Origin of the sequence: Streptomyces sp. XY006, assembly GCF_002237655.1 — a bacterium.
In the GTDB taxonomy this organism is placed as follows: domain Bacteria; phylum Actinomycetota; class Actinomycetes; order Streptomycetales; family Streptomycetaceae; genus Streptomyces; species Streptomyces levis.
The window spans coordinates 40,690-56,948 of sequence record NZ_NOKT01000005.1; the positions used below are offsets into that span (position 1 = coordinate 40,690).

The 16,259-nt window shown below is 73.5% G+C and carries 16 protein-coding genes; 8 read left to right on the top strand and 8 right to left on the bottom strand.

Annotated elements, in window-relative coordinates; translation table 11 throughout:
* The first annotated feature begins 2 nt into the window (after positions 1-2).
* Positions 3-410, top strand: a complete 408-nt coding sequence (gene msrB, locus CHR28_RS07835) for a peptide-methionine (R)-S-oxide reductase MsrB (RefSeq protein WP_094052766.1) — start codon at positions 3-5, stop codon at positions 408-410.
* 8 nt (positions 411-418) lie between these two features.
* Here the strand turns inward: msrB and CHR28_RS07840 are convergent, their stop codons facing one another.
* Positions 419-3,277, bottom strand: coding sequence for an ABC transporter substrate-binding protein (locus CHR28_RS07840; RefSeq protein WP_256984160.1), 2,859 nt, complete (start codon positions 3,275-3,277; stop codon positions 419-421).
* A 600-nt stretch (positions 3,278-3,877) separates the two neighbouring features.
* On the opposite strand from CHR28_RS07840, the gene CHR28_RS07845 reads away from it, so the two are divergent.
* Positions 3,878-4,816, top strand: coding sequence for a Dyp-type peroxidase (locus tag CHR28_RS07845; RefSeq protein ID WP_094052768.1), 939 nt, complete (start codon positions 3,878-3,880; stop codon positions 4,814-4,816).
* A gap of 7 nt (positions 4,817-4,823) precedes the next feature.
* On the opposite strand, the gene CHR28_RS07850 is transcribed toward CHR28_RS07845, so the two are convergent.
* The 4 genes from CHR28_RS07850 to CHR28_RS07865 form a co-directional block, all read right to left on the bottom strand.
* The gene (locus CHR28_RS07850; protein WP_094052769.1) at positions 4,824-5,837 is read right to left on the bottom strand and encodes a lysylphosphatidylglycerol synthase transmembrane domain-containing protein; all 1,014 of its coding nucleotides are present in this window, start codon (positions 5,835-5,837) and stop codon (positions 4,824-4,826) included.
* Between the two features lie 521 nt (positions 5,838-6,358).
* Positions 6,359-7,075 (bottom strand): FAD:protein FMN transferase, encoded by a 717-nt coding sequence (locus tag CHR28_RS07855; protein ID WP_094052770.1) that lies wholly within the window; start codon positions 7,073-7,075, stop codon positions 6,359-6,361.
* 3 nt (positions 7,076-7,078) lie between these two features.
* A complete protein-coding gene (locus CHR28_RS07860; RefSeq protein WP_094052771.1) occupies positions 7,079-7,486 on the bottom strand; it encodes an FMN-binding protein in 408 nt (135 codons plus the stop codon).
* A gap of 13 nt (positions 7,487-7,499) precedes the next feature.
* On the bottom strand, positions 7,500-8,786 hold the full coding sequence (locus CHR28_RS07865) for a ferredoxin reductase family protein (protein ID WP_094052955.1): 1,287 nt from the start codon (positions 8,784-8,786) through the stop codon (positions 7,500-7,502).
* A gap of 205 nt (positions 8,787-8,991) precedes the next feature.
* Here CHR28_RS07865 and CHR28_RS07870 point away from each other — a divergent pair, with 205 nt between their 5' ends.
* From CHR28_RS07870 to CHR28_RS07895, 6 genes are all read left to right on the top strand, one after another.
* On the top strand, positions 8,992-9,690 hold the full coding sequence (locus CHR28_RS07870; RefSeq protein ID WP_094052772.1) for a response regulator transcription factor: 699 nt from the start codon (positions 8,992-8,994) through the stop codon (positions 9,688-9,690).
* Positions 9,687-11,144 (top strand): sensor histidine kinase, encoded by a 1,458-nt coding sequence (locus CHR28_RS07875; RefSeq protein ID WP_094052773.1) that lies wholly within the window; start codon positions 9,687-9,689, stop codon positions 11,142-11,144. Before CHR28_RS07870 ends, CHR28_RS07875 begins: the two co-directional genes overlap by 4 nt.
* Positions 11,145-11,226: 82 nt before the next feature.
* Complete coding sequence (locus CHR28_RS07880) at positions 11,227-12,351, top strand: ABC transporter ATP-binding protein (protein ID WP_179272350.1); 1,125 nt, start codon at positions 11,227-11,229, stop codon at positions 12,349-12,351.
* Positions 12,348-13,049 (top strand): ABC transporter permease, encoded by a 702-nt coding sequence (locus CHR28_RS07885; protein ID WP_094052775.1) that lies wholly within the window; start codon positions 12,348-12,350, stop codon positions 13,047-13,049. The genes CHR28_RS07880 and CHR28_RS07885 overlap by 4 nt, the downstream gene beginning before the upstream one ends.
* Positions 13,046-13,711: an ABC transporter permease gene (locus CHR28_RS07890; protein WP_094052776.1), complete on the top strand. Its 666-nt coding sequence runs from the start codon at positions 13,046-13,048 to the stop codon at positions 13,709-13,711. Before CHR28_RS07885 ends, CHR28_RS07890 begins: the two co-directional genes overlap by 4 nt.
* 88 nt (positions 13,712-13,799) lie before the next feature.
* Entirely contained in the window at positions 13,800-14,756 is a 957-nt protein-coding gene (locus CHR28_RS07895; RefSeq protein WP_094052777.1) for an ABC transporter substrate-binding protein, read from the top strand.
* Between the two features lie 129 nt (positions 14,757-14,885).
* Here CHR28_RS07895 and CHR28_RS07900 read toward each other — a convergent pair whose 3' ends face one another.
* Genes CHR28_RS07900 through CHR28_RS07910 form a run of 3 tightly spaced genes read right to left on the bottom strand, consistent with a single transcriptional unit; the run spans position 14,886 to position 16,249 of the window.
* Positions 14,886-15,470, bottom strand: a complete 585-nt coding sequence (locus CHR28_RS07900; protein WP_094052778.1) for a GTP-binding protein — start codon at positions 15,468-15,470, stop codon at positions 14,886-14,888.
* Positions 15,457-15,816: a DUF742 domain-containing protein gene (locus CHR28_RS07905; RefSeq protein ID WP_094052779.1), complete on the bottom strand. Its 360-nt coding sequence runs from the start codon at positions 15,814-15,816 to the stop codon at positions 15,457-15,459. The genes CHR28_RS07900 and CHR28_RS07905 overlap by 14 nt, the downstream gene beginning before the upstream one ends.
* 1 nt (position 15,817) lies before the next feature.
* Positions 15,818-16,249, bottom strand: coding sequence for a roadblock/LC7 domain-containing protein (locus tag CHR28_RS07910; RefSeq protein ID WP_094052780.1), 432 nt, complete (start codon positions 16,247-16,249; stop codon positions 15,818-15,820).
* Positions 16,250-16,259 lie beyond the last annotated feature (10 nt).

Consider the following 16,259-nt stretch of genomic DNA (forward strand, 5'->3'; position numbering starts at 1 on the left):
TCATGCCGTACGACGTCGAGAAGCCGGACGAGCAGTGGCGCGCGGAGCTCAGCCCGGGCGAGTACGCCGTGCTGCGCCAGGCGGCCACCGAGCCGGCCTTCACCGGTGAGTACACCGACACCAAGACACAGGGCGTCTACTCCTGCCGTGCCTGCGGAGCGGAGCTGTTCACCTCGGACACGAAGTTCGAGTCGCACTGCGGCTGGCCGTCCTTCTTCGACCCGAAGGACACCGACGCCGTGGAGCTGATCGAGGACCGTTCGCACGGCATGGTGCGGACCGAGGTGCGGTGCGCGCGCTGCGGCTCGCACCTCGGGCACGTCTTCGAGGGCGAGGGCTACCCCACGCCCACCGACCAGCGGTACTGCATCAACAGCATCGCGCTGCGGCTGACGCCCGACGCGGGCTGAGGCGGCGCTCAGCGGATCCGGCACTCCTCCCGGGTGAGGGGTGCCCTGTCCCCCGCCGTGCGGTGGCACACCACACGCGGCCGGGAGGTGCCGTCGCCGAGGCGGCGCACCTCCTTCAGGACGATGCTGTGCCCGGTGCGGTCGCCGTAGAGGGGCGCGCGGGTGAAGTCGATCGTGCCGGTGGCCATGCCCTCGATCTTCACGTTGCGCAGGTTCACCCAGGTCGAGGCGCGGCTCTGCGGCCGGTCGTCGCGGCTGGCCGCCCAGAACAGGGCGCGGGTCGCGTCATGGGCCAGGGCGGTCTGTCCGCTGGCCAGGGCCGGGCTGTCGTGGCGCAGCCGCCGGCCCGCCAGGCCCGGCAGGTGCTGGGCGGCGTCCAGATAGAAGGCCGTCCTGGTGGCGGCCTGCTCCAGCTCCGCGAGGGCCGCGTGGTACAGCGTGACCTTCGGCGCCACGGACTGCCCGCCGGCCGTGAAGTCCGCCTTGGACAGGTCGTCGCCGGTGAGGATGGCCAGGGGCCGTCCGGCACAGCCCGGCTCGGTGCCCAGCTGGGCCATGAGCGGATCGACGTCCTCCACCCGCCCGGCGAAGTAGATCACCGACGGCACCCGCTCGTCCCGGCAGATCTCCTGCGCGTGCGAGCGCAGCTCCGGCTTGCCGCCGCTGAGCTGGTAGCGGCGCTGTTCGAGCAGGGTGAAGCCCTGCCGCCGCAGCATCTGCCCGCCGTAACGGGCCTGTTCGTCGGTGTACAGGTCGTCGGTGCGCGCCGTGTCGCGGGCCAGGACCAGGGCGTACTGCCGCCGCTGCGAGGTGCGCAACTGGGCCGCTATCAGGCCCAGTTGGCGGGTCTGCCACTCGTCCGTGGCGGCCAGGCTGAACCAGTTGGCGAACTCGCGGGGCAGATATGTGGCGGAGTTCGTGCCGGAGACGACCGGCAGGCCCGCCTCCATCAGGGTGCGGGTCGTGGCCCGGCTCGACTTCAGGTCGCGGCCGGTGCCGACGACCCCCACCACAGTCGGGTCGTGCGCGGCGTACGCGGCGATCGCCTCGGCCATCTGCTCCTGGTGGCCCAGGTCCACACCGCCGTTGGCGATCAGCACGCGCAGCTTCACGCTGGAGTTCTCGTTGATGACCGCCTGCGCCAGGTACACGCCCGCCAGCTCCTCGGCGCCCTTCACCAGCGAGGAGCCGTCGGACCGGTCGGCGCTGAGCGGTCCGGCGTAGACGACGGTGACGTACGTGCCGGAGTGCCGGGCGAGAACGTCCGCGTTCTGCCGCCCGATACGGTCCTCCAGTTCCGCCACCGTCCAGGGTCTCGGCTCGCCGGCCGTCAGGGCCGAGACCTCCTCGCCGGGCCGGGGCTGTGGCAGCCAGTCGGCGAAGCGGACGCCGTCCGTCGCTATGCCGATGCACTCCGCCCCGCCGCCGGGCCCCGGCGCACGCCGGGTGTCGCGGTTGGCGGTCAGCAGGGACGCCGAGCAGTAGCGGTCGTGCAGGGCGTCGGCCCGCATGATCGTTCCGGCGGCCAGCACGGCGATCACCAGGACCAGGGTGTGCAGGGCCCACACCAGCCGGGCGAGCGTGGGCCGGGTGGAGGCCCGCAGGTGCCGGCGGCGCTCCTCGACGGGCCCGAGCTGGTCGTGCGGCAGCGGGATCTTCATCACCCAGGGCAGGACGGACCGCTCCCGGCTGGGGGACTGCGCGGCGCGCAGGTTGTGCGCCCACTCCCGGTACCAGGTGCGCAGCCGCTCGCCGAACTTGGGCGGTACCGGATCCGGGTCGGGCGCCGTCGGGACCACGCTGCGCTCCAGGCGTGCCACGTCGTGCGCGCGCACCGCGGCCACCACGAGCAGCGGGTCGAGTTCGCTGCGCCTGCTGCGGACGTCGCTGACGGCGCGGATCAGCTCGATGCCGCCGTTGCGGGCGTCCGCGTGCGGCAGGAACAGCATCGGCGGGCGCGGCCGTTTGAAGCCGCGCAGGTCCCAGCTCCAGCGGCGGTGGTTGTCGCGCAGGTCCTCCCGCAGCGCCAGCACGCACAGCTGGAGGTGGAAGTCGCCGCCCGCCTTGAGGGCCTCGGCCACGTCGTACGCCCGGGCGGCGATCGCCTTCCAGGACCGCACGGGCCGCAGCAGCGAGACCTCGGTGGGCTCGTCCTGGTCCGCCGCCCGCAGGAAGGTCGTCGTCATGAACCAGCGGCTCTCGCGGCGCAGCCACAGGAAGATCGGGGCCCGGCCGGGCAGCACGTAGTTGAGGACGGTCAGCAGCAGCAGGAAGACCAGGCCCGCGCCCACCGCCACGTACCACTCGCTGCGGGCCAGCAGCGCGGCCAGCACGGTGACGAGGCTGGCCGGGAGGATGTGCGCCATGTCGAACAACGGCAGGCCCGAGCGCCAGCGCGCGGTGTTCCTCGGCCGCCAGCGCTGCTGCGCCAGCTGGTTCAGCAGCAGCTGCCGCTGGTCCTGCCCGGCCTCCGGGCTGCCCGGGGCGGGCGCGGGCCAGCTGTCGCCGAGCGCCGCCACCGCGTCGTCGATGGCGTGCACCAGCCGCAGCCGCGGGAACGCGTAGCGCCGGTAGACCGCCTTGGGGCCGCCCCACTTCTTCGGATCGCTCAGCGCCCGCACCAGGGCGGCGGCCCTGCGCACCTCCGTCGGCCCCTCGTAGCCGTCCTGCACCACCGCGCAGCGCGTGCCGTGCGCCTCCTGGCCCGCGTACAGCTGCCGGACCAGCCCGGTCACCGCGTCGTCGTCGGCGCTCTCCTGCGCGTGCACGACGAACACCGGCATGGGCGGCTCGGTGCTCGTGCGGAAGTCCTGGATGAGCATCTCGAGCTGGTCCTGGAGATGCGCCCCGGCGCCGCTCTCCGGCATGCCGTCATGTCCCCCAGGGCAGTCCGGCGGCGTGCGATCGGCGTTCACCATGGCAACCCCCGTTCACCTTCGGTGACTTACGAGGCTAACCGCTGCGGCTGAGGTGGGAGTGGGTGACGCAGGAACTTCGGCCGGCGGTTCGGCCTGGCGAACGCGGTCCTGCGGACCGGCCGCGCGCCCCAAGCGCACCGAGCGCCGGCCGAGGCGGCCGGGGGTGGCGTACGACGAGTTCAGCACTCTGCGTGACCCGCTGCCCGTCACCGGCACGGACGCGCTCCCCCAGCCGCCGGACGCGTACGCCCTGCACCGGGCGGACGGGCCGCATCCGCAAGGCGCCGGGACACCCCGGCGGCCCGCCGGCACCCGCCCTTCGGCCGCCGGCCCGCAGCCACCACGCACCGCCACGGAGCCGGGCCGAGGCGATGCCGCTCGGACTCCGGGACGTCAAGGTGTTGTGGGAGCAGGCCGGCCGGCAACCGACCGCCGGGCAGGGCGAGTTCCGCCCGCCCGTTCGCTGGGCATCGTGTCAGGGGCGTGGGCCGCGCCGCCCCGGAGGGGGAGCGGGCGGGCCGTACCGGCCGGCGAAGGGATGGGGAAACCATGACGTCACCGCTGCCCTCGGGAGAGACGCTGCCGCAGCCGCTGCTGAACCCGCCGGCCTCGGTCGCGGTGTTCCTGGTCGCCACGATCGAACCCGGCGGGGAAACCGCCGTACGGGACGTACTGGGCTCGCTCGCGGGCCTGGTGCGCTCCGTCGGCTTCCCCAGCCCCGACGGCGGGCTCGGCTGCGTCGCCGGGGCCGGATCCCGGGCCTGGGGCCGGGTGTTCGGCGGCCCGCGGCCCGCGGCACTGCACCCGTTCCGCGAACTGGCCGGGCCCCGGCACCACGCGCCGGCCACCCCGGGCGACCTGTTCTTCCACCTCAAGGCCGCCCGCACCGACCTGTGCTTCGCCCTCGCCGCCGAGCTCGTGCGGCGGCTGCGCGGCGCGGTCACCGTGCGCGACGAGACGCAGGCGTTCTCCTACTTCGACTCGCGCAACCTGCTCGGTTTCGTCGACGGCACCGAGAACCCCGTCGGCCAGGCCGCGGCGGACGCGGCCCTCGTCGGGGACGAGGACCCCGGCTTCCGGGGCGGTGCGTACGCGCTCGTGCAGAAGTACCTGCACGACGTGGACGCCTGGGAGGCCCTCGCCGTCGAGGCACAGGAGAAGATCATCGGCCGCACCAAGCTCACCAACCTCGAACTCGACGCGCCCGGCTCCCACAAGGACGTCAACACCGTCCTCGGGCCGGACGGAGCGGAGCAGAGGATACTGCGCTCGGCGATGCCCTTCGGCCGGCCCGGGCACGGGGAGTTCGGCACGTACTTCGTGGCCTACGCGCGCACGCCGGAGATACCCGAGACGATGCTGCGCAAGATGTTCCTGGGCGGGCCGGGCGCGGGGCCCGACCCGCTGCTGGACTACTCCCGGGCGGTCACCGGCAGCCTGTTCTTCGTCCCGCCGGCCGCCTTCCTGGAGGCCCTGCCGGGCAGTTGAGCTCGGCTCACAGCGCCTTGCGGTGCAGCAGGGCCGACAGGACGAGCGCGCCCGGCAGCATCGGCAGCCACACCGTCAGCACGCGGTAGCCGATGACGGTGGCGGTGGCCGTGCCGACGGGCGCGCCGAACGCGGCCATCGTGAACACGAGCGCCGCGTCCACCGGGCCGATCCCGCCCGGCGCGGGCACCGCCCCGGCCACGGCGCCGGCCACCAGCAGCGCGAGCACCACCTGCGCCCAGGACAGCGGCAGTCCGAGCGAGAAACCGACCGTGGCGATCACACTGCCCTGCAGCAGCGGGGTCGCCGCCGCCCCGCCCCACAGGGCCAGCACCCGGCTCGGGCGGGTGTGCAGCGCGCGGGCGTCGGTCAGGGCGGTGCGCAGGAAACCCAGGACGGGCCGGCGCAGGGCCCGTACGGTCACCAGCGCCACGACGGCCGCGGCGAGGGCGACCGCCGCCGCCCCGGCCGCCGTGAGCAGCGCGCGGTCGCCGGGCAGCGGCGCGCCGAGCCGCGGCACCTCCGGGAACGCCGCCAGGAACGCGAGCAGCACCAGCGTCTTGGCGACCGGCTTGACCAGGGCGTAGAGGGCGAGCGAGGCGGTGGCGCGGGGGAGCGGGACGCCCTGGCGCTGCAGGAAGCGCAGGGTGACCGCGTGCGCGCCGATCCCCGCGGGCAGCACCTGGTTCGCGGCGCCGGCGGCGAACTGGGACGCCACCAGCAGGCCGGGCGGCAGCCGCTCGGGCAGCGCGCCCTGCCGGACACAGGCGGCGGCCACCCAGGTCAGGCAGGTGCACCCGAACGCGGCGGACAGCCACCAGGGGTCGGCGGACGCCAGCCGCGCGACCCCCTCGGCGGCGGCCCGCCGGTCGGTCAGCGCCCACCCGCCGATCAGCAGCAGCGGCAGCAGGACGAGGGCGGGACGGACGAACCGGGCGGCGGCGGGGGAGCGCCGGGGCGGGCCGGCCGGGCAGATGGCGGCAGGGAGCGGTGCGGGCGGCGTTTCGAGGAGCTGGGACACGGCGTACGTCGTCCTTCCGGGTGCCGCCCGGGGACGGGGCGGCCGGGCACAGGGCGGGGACGGCCGAAACGTGCCCGGCCGGCGTGACGCCGCGGTGTCCGGTACGGAAAGGACGGCGGGCGAGCGGGCGACACGGCAGGACGGAGAAGCCCGGCCGGCTTACGGCGGGTTCCCGCGCCGCCCGGCCTACGGCGGGTTCCCGCGCCGCCCGGTCGTCGGCGGGTTCCCGCGCCGCCCGGTCGTCGGCGGGTTCCCGCGCCGCCCGGTCGTCGGCGGGTTGCCGTGGGGCTCGGTTGTCGGCGGGTTCCGGTGCCGCCTGGCCGTCGGCGGGTTCCCGTGCCGCCTGGCCGTCGGTGGATTGCCGTGGCGTCCGGTCACCGGCGGGTTCCCGTGGCGCCTGGCCGTCGGTGAGCTGCCGTGGCGCCAGGTCACCGGCGGATTCCCGTGCCACCCGGTCGCCGGCGGATTCCCATGCCGCCCGGCCGCCCGCGGATGCCCGTGCCGTCCGGTATGTCCTACGCCTACGCCGTCACCGGAAAGCCCTCGCTGCGCAGTACCTTTCCGTCCGCGTTCACCGCGAACACCTCGCAGCCGGGGCGGGACGCCGCCCAGGTGATGCCCTGGGGGCCCAGGGCGAAGGCCGCCGTGGACACCGCGTCCGCCTCGGTCAGCGTCGGGGCCACCACCGTCATGCTCAGCAGGCCGGTCGCCGGGCGGCCCGTGCGGGCGTCGACGATGTGGTCGCCGCGTTCGTAGCGGGCGGACGTGGCGACGGCGCGGTCCGTCAGGTCCAGCACCGCGCAGAGCCGCCCGGCGTCCTCGGGGTGTCGGACCCCCACGCGCCAGGGGCCGCCGGACACGACCACGTCGCCGCCCGCGTTGAGGCAGAAGCGCCGCGCCCCGGCCGCCGACAGCAGCTCCGCTCCCCGCTGCACCGACCAGCCCTTCACCACCGCGCAGGGGTCCAGCCGCCGGCCGGGCGGACGCACGTCGAAGGCGCCCCCGGTCGCGAGCCGGTACTCCTCGCGCAGGTCCAGGACCTCGCGGAGCTCCGGGCCGGGCTCCGCCTGCTGGCCCCGGTCCAGCCGGGACACCTCGCTGTCCGGGCGGAACGGACTGAACCGCGCGTCGACCTCCCGCAGCCACGCGAACAGTTCGTCCACCGGTGCCTCAGGGAAGCCCGCGTCGTCGATCCGTACCGAGACCGGGAACCCCATGACGTGCTCCACGCGCCGCATCCGTCAGCCCTTCGCGTCGAGCGCGGCCTGGAGCGACTGGCGGTAGCCGTCGCTGGTGACCGTGGCGCCGGACACCGTGTCGATGTCGGCGCTCTGCGCGCGCAGCGTCTCCTCGATCAGCTTCGGCACGGCGGCCGTGGTCTGGGGGTGGTCCGGCTGCCGCAGCATCCGCACCGAGGCGATCCTGTCGCCCTGGAAGGTGACCTCGACCTGTACCGGTCCCTTCTCGGTGTCGACCGTGGACCCCGGCACGACCGTCGACGTGCTGCCGCCGGGCCCCGTGGACGACGAGAGGGAGGGCGCCGGTGCCGGGGCCGCGGCCCCGGCACCGGTGTCCTGGGAGGGGGCGTAGCGCCAGACGGGGATCAGGCCCGCGACGCTGAGGACGAGGACGGGCAGTGCTCGCTTCACGACGGTCTCCTCCTCAGCCGGCCAGGCTGAAACGCTCGAAGTGGATCTGCGGCTTGGGCACGCCCAGCTCGCGCAGGCTGCCGAGCACGGCGTTCATCATCGGCGGCGGGCCGCACAGGTAGACGTCCCGCTCGGTGATGTCCGGCACCAGCCGCGCCAGCTCCCCGGGCGCCAGCCGGTCGGGCACCGGCGGGCCCGTGACCAGGTGCAGCTCGGCGCCCCGGGCGAGCGCGAGGTCGCGCAGTTCGTCGTGGAGCACGGCGTCCCGGGCGGTGGCGACCCGGTGGATGACGACCGCGTGGCCGTGCAGTTCCTCCAGCAGGGCCCGGATCGGCGTGACACCGACGCCGCCCGCGATGAGCACGGCGTCGGGCCGGGTGCGGTGCAGGGCGGTGAAGGCGCCGTAGGGGCCCTCGGCGAAGACGCGGGTGCCGGCCTTCAGATGCCGCAGGGCCGCGCTGCCGTCGCCCGCCCGCTTGACGGTCAGCCGCAGCGTACGGCCGTCGGGCGCGGCGGACAGCGAGAACGGGTTCGCCTGCCACCAGCGGTCCTTCGTCAGGAACCGCCACAGGAAGAACTGACCGGCCCGCGCCGGCAGCCGGTCCAGGTCGCGGCCGGTGAGGTAGACCGAGACCACGTCGTCGTTCTCGGGGACGACGGCCGTCACCCGGAGCCGGTGGCGCAGGTTCCGCCACAGCGGCAGCGCCAGCCGGCCGGCGAACACCGAGGCGAGGGCCGCGCCCCACAGCGTGTACCAGTACGCCGTCGCCACCGGCGAGGAGGCGAACGTCGTCCCGGCCGCGACCTGGTGGGTGAAGGCCAGCACCACCGCCACGTAGGTGTACAGGTGAATGAAGTGCCAGGTCTCGTAGGCCAGCCGCCGCCGGGCCGAGCGGGCCGAGACGGCCCCGGCCACGACGAGGATCGCCAGCGCGACGATCGCCCGCAGCACGCCCTCGACCGTCTCGGCGAGGTCCACCAGCTGGTTCACCGGGTCCAGGGAGGACGACCCGGCGTAGCCGAGGACGATGAACACGGCGTGCGCCAGCAGCAGCCACAGCACCGAGAAGCCCGTCCAGCGGTGCCAGGACGTCAGCCGGTCCATGCCGATCCGCCGGTCGAACCACGGCAGCCGGGCCACCAGCAGCAGCTGGAACGCCATGAGCAGCGCCGCGTACAGCCCGGTCAGCCGGCCCAGCACGATCAGCGCGTTCGAGGCGAAACCGGCCTGGACGAAGAAGACGGCCACCACGGCCGCGTTGGCGAGCAGCACCGCGTACAGGCCGGCCCGGCCCACCACCTTGGGCCGCACACCGGGGCGGGTCGCCACGGGAGGTTCTCGGAGGGTCGTCACGGTCGGCAGCTCCTTGATCGGATCCTGGGATTCGAGCTTGGCGCCGGGGAGCTGTCGGGAAGCTGTCGCTCAACTTTCAAGTTTTTATCGATCGAGCCACGGGACGGCGGGCGGCTAGGGCGGCCCGGGCCGCGTGCAGCACTATGAGGGCGTGGAGAAAGTACGACTTCTCGTCGTCGACGACGACCCGCCGATCGCCGACCTCGTCGCGACCGTCGCCCGCTACGAGGGCTGGGAGGCGGTCACCGCGTACACCGGCGAGGACGCGCTGCGGCGGGCCGCCGAGTTCCACCCGGACATCGTGGTGCTGGACCTGATGCTGCCCGGCGTGGACGGCTTCGGCGTCCTGGACCGGCTGCGTGCCTCCGGCACGATGGTGCCGGTGGTGTTCCTGACCGCGCGCGACGGCGTCGCCGACCGGGTCGCCGGCCTCACCCGGGGCGGCGACGACTACCTGGTCAAGCCGTTCGCCGTGGAGGAGCTCATGGCCCGGCTGCGCACCGTGCTGCGGCGCAGCGCAGGCCCGTCCTTCCAGCGGTCCGTCCTGCGGGTCGGCGACCTCACCATGGACGAGGACACCCGCGAGGTGCGGCGCGGCGAGCGGCTGCTGTCGCTGACCCCGACCGAGTACGAGGTGCTGCGCTACCTCATGCGCAAGTCGCCCACCGTGCTCACCAAGGCGCAGATCCTCGACCACGTGTGGGAGTACGGCTTCGGCGGCCGCTCCAACGTCGTCGAGCTGGTCGTCAGCCGGCTGCGCCGCAAGCTCGACGAGACCGACGAGGGCGCCGCCGGACTGATCCACACCGTGCGCGGTTTCGGGTACGTGCTGCGGCAGGCCGCCGAGTGATCGCCCGGCTGCGGGGCGCCTACCGCAGGATGCGCCTGGGCACCCGGCTCGCCCTGGGCCTGGGCGCCCTGTCGCTGGTGGTGTTCGCCGTGGTCGGCACGGCCCTGACCACCTACATGCGCGACTACCTGTCGGCCCAGCTCGACACCCAGCTCGCCCAGGCCCAGATCGCCCAGTCCAAGAGCATCGCCGACTACGGCACGCTGTCGGGCAAGAAGTACTACAGCTGGTTCTACGCCGTGTACGACGTCCGGGACGGCGGGCCCGAGCTGCGCCGGCCCGAGGACCCGGCGGACCTGCCGAAGGACGTCGACGACTTCACCGCGCTGGCCTCGGCGCAGTCCGCCGCCCACACGGAACTGCTGCGCACCGAGCACCTGAAGGGCGCGGGCACCTACCGGCTGCGCGCCTGCGAGGTCGAGCCCGGCGTGGTCCTGGTCAGCGCCGCGCCCATGGACGAGATCCAGGACACGGTCGGGCAGCTGATCACCATTCAGGTCGTCACCTTCGCGCTCGCGCTGCTCGCCCTGGTCGTCTTCGGCCGCCGGATGCTGCGCCGCGGCCTGAAACCGCTCAGCGACATGGCCACCACCGCCCACGGCATCGCCTCGCACGACCTGACCGAGTCGGCGGCCCGGCTGCCGCTGCGCGCCGACGGCCGGGACGGCGGGCCGGAGGTGGACGAGCTGCGGACCGCCTTCAACACCATGCTGGAGCACATCGACGACTCCCTCGCCGTGCGCGCCGAGGCCGAGCAGCGGCTGCGCCGGTTCGTCGCCGACGCCTCCCACGAACTGCGCACCCCGCTGATGTCGGTGCGCGGCTATGCCGACCTCTTCCAGTACGCGGCCGCCAACGCCCCCGGTGAACGCGACCGGCACCTGGCCCGGCTGCGCGCCGAGGCCGCCCGCATGGGCGTGCTCCTGGACGACCTGCTGCTGCTCGCCCGGCTCGACGCGGCCGAGGTGGAGACCCCGCTGCGGCTGCGGGACGCCGATCTGACGGACCTGGTGGGCCAGGCCGCCGACGCCTTCCGCGCGGGCCACCCGGACCACCCGCTGACCGTGCTCGCGGGCCCCGGCCCGGTGCGGCTGCGCATGGACCCGCTGCGCATCCGCCAGGTCGTCGACAACCTCCTCACCAACGCCGCCGTGCACACCCCCGCCGGGACGAAGGTCTCCGTCGAGGTGCGGGTCACGCCCGGCACCGCCGAGGTGCGCGTCGCCGACACCGGTCCCGGCATCCCGCCCGACGACCGGGCCCGGGTCTTCGACCGGTTCTACCGCGTCGACAAGGCCCGCAGCCGGGACCGCGGCGGCAGCGGGCTCGGCCTTGCGGTGGCCCGTTCGCTGATCCGGGCGCACGGTGGCCGGATCGAGCTGGACAGCGCACCCGGGGCGACGGTGTTCACGGTCCGGCTGCCCCTCGACGCAACGGGCCCCGCGGGCCGTTGACCCGGGCCCTCTAGACTCGACCGGCAACAGCCCGTACGACCACGGCCAGAAACGCTCCGCCAACCCGAAGGGCCCCGGCGTCTTGATACGGATGGAATCAGTCACCAAGCGGTACGCGGACGGCACGGTGGCGGTCGACCGGCTCTCGCTGGAGATACGCGACCGCTCGATCACCGTCCTGGTCGGACCGTCCGGTTGCGGCAAGACGACCACCCTGCGGATGATCAACCGGATGGTCGAGCCCAGTGAGGGAACGATCCTGCTCGACGGCGAGGACATCCAGCGCCGGCCCGTCACCACCCTGCGCCGGTCGATGGGATACGTCATCCAGAACGCCGGCCTCTTCCAGCACCGCACGATCGTCGACAACATCGCGACCGTCCCCCGCATGCTCGGCTGGAGCAAGCAGAAGGCCCGCGCCCGGGCGGCCGAGCTCATGGAGCGGGTGGGCCTGGACGCCGCCCTCGCCAAGCGGTACCCGTACCAGCTCTCCGGTGGCCAGCAGCAGCGCGTCGGCGTGGCCCGGGCGCTCGCCGCCGACCCGCCGGTGCTGCTCATGGACGAGCCGTTCTCCGCGGTCGACCCGGTGGTCCGCAAGGGACTCCAGGACGAACTGCTGCGCATCCAGGACGAGCTGGGCAAGACCATCGTCTTCGTCACCCACGACATCGACGAGGCCATCAAGCTCGGCACCATGGTCGCCGTGATGCGCGAGGGCGGCCGGCTCGCCCAGTACGCGCCGCCCGCCGAGCTGCTGGCCGGCCCCGCCGACGCCTTCGTCGAGGACTTCCTGGGCGCCGACCGCGGCATCCGCCGGCTGTCGTTCTTCCCCTCCGCCTCACTCGACCTGACGACCGGCCCGGTGCTCCCGCTCGACGCCACCGCCGAGCAGATCGCCGCCGCCGGCGCCCCCTGGCTGCTGGTGACCGACGCCGAGGGCCGCCCGCTCGGCTGGGGCGAGCCGCGCACCCTGACCGCCGGTGCCATCCGGCCCGGCGAACTCCTCCCGTACGGACGGCCGTTCGTGCCCGGCACCGACTCGCTGCGGGCCGCCCTCGACAGCGCCGTGCTCTCCCCGGCCGGTCACGCCGTCGCCGTCGACGACGCCGGGCGGGTGACCGGGGTGGTCTCGCAGGCGGCCATCGGCGAGGCCATCCGCGGCGCCCACGCCGCCGACCGGGCCGACGAGGCCAAGGTCGCCTCGTGAACCTCGACCGCTTCTTCGACATCCCGAGCGACCTCCAGCACAGCTGGGCCGGCCTGATCGGACTGCATCTGCGCGAGGCCCTGCTGCCGGTCCTGGCCGGGCTGCTGCTCGCGCTCCCGCTCGCCCAGCTGTGCGTCCGCTTCCGCTGGCTCTACCCGCCGGTGCTCGGCGTCACCACCGTCCTGTACGCCGTGCCGTCGCTGGCCTTCTTCGTCGTCCTCATCGACTACACCGGCCAGACCGAGCTGACCGTGATGATCCCGCTGGCCGTGTACAGCCTCGTGGTGCTCGTCCCGGCCATCGTCGACGGGGTGCGCTCCGTGCCGCAGGAGACCCTGGCCGCCGCCACCGCGATGGGCATCGGACCCGTACGCCGTTATCTCCAGGTGCAGTTGCCGATCGCCGTGCCCGCCATCATGGCCGGGCTGCGGGTCGCCACCGTCTCCAGCATCTCCCTGGTCAGCGTCGGCGCCCTGATCGGCAACCAGGGCGCGCTCGGCAACCTGCTCGCCGCCGCGCAGAAGTACGACCGCCCCGAACTGGCCCTGAACTCCGTGCTCACCACGGCCGCCCTGGCCATCGTGTGCGACGCCCTGCTGGTCCTGCTGCGCGTCGCGCTGACCCCCTGGATGCCGAGCGGCCGGCGCCCGAAGACGGCCCCGCGGCAGCGGCCCGTGCCGCAGGGGGTGACCCGGTGAACGTGCTGAACTTCGTCCAGGCCTTCTTCAGCGACGGCGCCCACTGGCACGGCTACGACGGCATCCCGCAACGCCTGCTGGAACACGTCCAGTACTCGCTGCTGGCCCTGGCCCTGGCCGCCGCGATCGGCCTGCCGGTCGGGCTGCTGACCGGGCACACCGGGCGGGGCGGCAACGCCCTCGCCTTCATCGCCACCGCCGCCCGCGCGCTGCCCAGTTTCGGCCTGCTCGTGCTCATCGTCATCGTGCTGGGATTCGGCCTGCTGCCCGTGATGATCCCGCTGGTCATCCTCGCCGTCCCGCCGATCCTGGTGACCACCTACGAGGCGGTCCGCTCCGTCGACCCGTCCCCGGTGGACGCCGCCCGCGGCATGGGGGTGCGGGAGTCGCGGATCCTCTTCCAGGTCGAACTGCCCGTCGCCCTGCCGCTGATCCTCAGCGGTCTGCGCTCGGCGGCCATCCAGATCGTCTCCACGGCGACCATCGCCGCCTACGTGAGCCTCGGCGGGCTCGGACGGTACATCGTCGACGGCCTCTACCAGCGCGACTACGAGAAGGTCGTCGGCGGCGCCACGCTCGTGGCCGTCCTGGCGCTCGTCACGCTGGCGGTGTTCTGGGCGGCGGGCCGCCTGGCCGTGTCACCGGGCGTACGCAGACGGTGAACCGGTGACGAGCACTGGTGACGAGCCGTCAGAAACCGTAACAAGGCCGCCCTTGACTGATCACAAAGCGGCTGGATTGGATCGGTGGATGACTTCTACCGCGAAAAGCAGCTGGTCCAGGACGAGGCACACCGGCGCGGGGGCCGTCGCGCTCACCGCCGCCGCGGCGCTGCTCGCGGGCTGTTCGTCCGGCGACACCTCCGACGACCCCCTGGCCGGCGAGAAGGCGAAGGCGGGCACCGTCGTCGTCGGCTCCAACAACTTCGCCGAGAGCACCCTGCTCGCCGACATCTACGGCGAGGCGCTCAAGGCCAAGGGCCTCAAGGTCACCTACAAGCACAACATCGGCAGCCGGGAGACCACCTACGGCCTGATGAAGAACGGCTCCGTCACCGTGCTGCCGGAGTACAACGGCTCCCTGCTCGCCTACCTGGACCCCAAGGCCGAGCAGAAGTCCGCCGAGGCGGTCAACGAGGCCGTCAAGGCCAAGCTCGACAAGAAGCTGACACTGCTGCAGTCCTCGCCGGCCGAGGACAAGGACTCGGTCACCGTCAACGCCCGGACGGCGAAGAAGTACAAGCTGACCTCCTCCTCCACCCTCGCCGACCTCAAGGACGCCGCTCCCGACCTGGTGATCGGCGGCTCGCCGGAGTTCCAGACCCGGCACCAGGGCCTGGAGGGCCTGAAGTCCGTCTACGGCCTGGAGTTCAAGTCCTTCAAGGCGCTCGACGCGGGCGGCCCGCTGACCCAGGCGGCGCTGACCCGCAACACCGTCCAGGCCGCGGACATCTTCACCACGGACCCCACCATCGTGAAGGAGAAGTTCGTCGTCCTGAAGGACCCGGAGAACCTCTTCGGCTTCGCCAACGTGACCCCGCTGGTGCACAAGAGCGGTCTGCCCAAGGAGGGCGTCGAGGCGCTCGACGCCGTCTCGGCCAAGCTGGACACACAGACGCTGCTGGACCTGGACGCCCAGGTGCAGCTGGAGAAGAAGGACCCGCTGGACGTCGCCACGGCGTGGCTGAAGTCGGCGGGGCTGGCCTGAGCCGGGCGACCGTCACGATGCAGTGACGACGGCGGCGCAATTCCGGCGGCACCGAACGCGGGCCGGGGGCGGAGCGTCACAGGAACGACATCCGTCCCCGCCCGCCGCCCCCTGGAAGCGCCATCGGGCTCAGGCCTGCACCGCCGATGCGATCAGCTGGTCGATCAGGGCGATCAGTACGTCCCGGGACGACTCCCGCTCCCGGGCGTCGCACAGCAGCACCTGCACGTGCTCCGGCAGCGCGAGTGCCTCCCGGATGTCCTCGGCGGGATAGGGGTGTTCGCCGTGGAAGCCGTTGACGCCCACCACGAACGGGATGCCCCGGCGTTCGAAGAAGTCGATCGCGGCGAAGCTCGACTCGGGTCTGCGCACGTCCACCAGGACCACGGCGCCCAGCGCGCCGAGGGCCAGGTCGTTCCACATGAACCAGAACCGCTGCTGCCCCGGCGTGCCGAACAGGTACAGCACCAGGTCCCGGCTGATGGTGATGCGGCCGAAGTCCAGGGCCACGGTCGTGGCCCGCTTCTCCTCGATGCCGTCGAGGTCGTCGACGCCCAGACCGGCCATGGTCAGGGGCTCCTCGGTGCGCAGCGGGACGATCTCGCTGACCGACCCGACCATGGTGGTCTTGCCCACGCCGAAGCCGCCGGCGATGAGGATCTTGACCGTGTCGGGGGCCGAGGGCGCGTCGGTGGCAAGGTCAGAGCCGGCCAAGGCCGTCCCTCACTTTCTGCAGCAGGTCCAGGTCCGGGGTGGTACGGGAGACGGGGCGCGGCGGGCGGACGGTGATCCGGCCCGCCTCCAGCAGGTCGCACAGCAGGATGGCGACCACGCTCACCGGGAGGTCGAGCCGGGCGGCCAGCTCCGCGACGGCGACCGGCTCGGCACACAGCCGCAGGATGCGGGTGTGCTCGGGCTGCGGCCGGGCCGCGTTGGCCGGCGGCGGATCGACCGCGGTGACCGTCGCGATCAGCGTGAAGTCGGCGCAGTTGGGCCGCGTCCGCCCGCCGGTCAGCGCGAACGGCCGTACGAGCCGGCCCGCCGTATCGCCTCCGCCCACCTCACGCGCCGGGGTCGACGACGGGTCCGGCCACGCCCCGCGGTGCCGCGCTGAGGTGCTCGCCGATCTTCTTGACCAGCATGTTCATCTGGTACGCGACCACCCCGACGTCCGCGCCCGGCCCGGTCAGCACCACCAGGTGCGCGCCGGGGCCGGCGGAGGTCAGGATCAGATAGCTGTTGGCCATCTCGATGAGCGCCTGGCGCACCGGGCCGCCGCGGAAGTCCATGCTGACGCCCTTGCTGAGGCTCATCAGCCCGGACGCGGTCGCCGCGAGCCGCTCGGCGTCGTCGCGCAGGAACCCGGTGGACTTGCTGACCACCAGGCCGTCCTCGGAGAGCACCACGGCCTGGTTCACGTCGGCGACCCGCTCCACGAGTCCGGTCAGCAGCTGGTCGAGCTGGGTGTGCGTGGCGGGGATGGGGCGTGTCATTGCGGTGTCC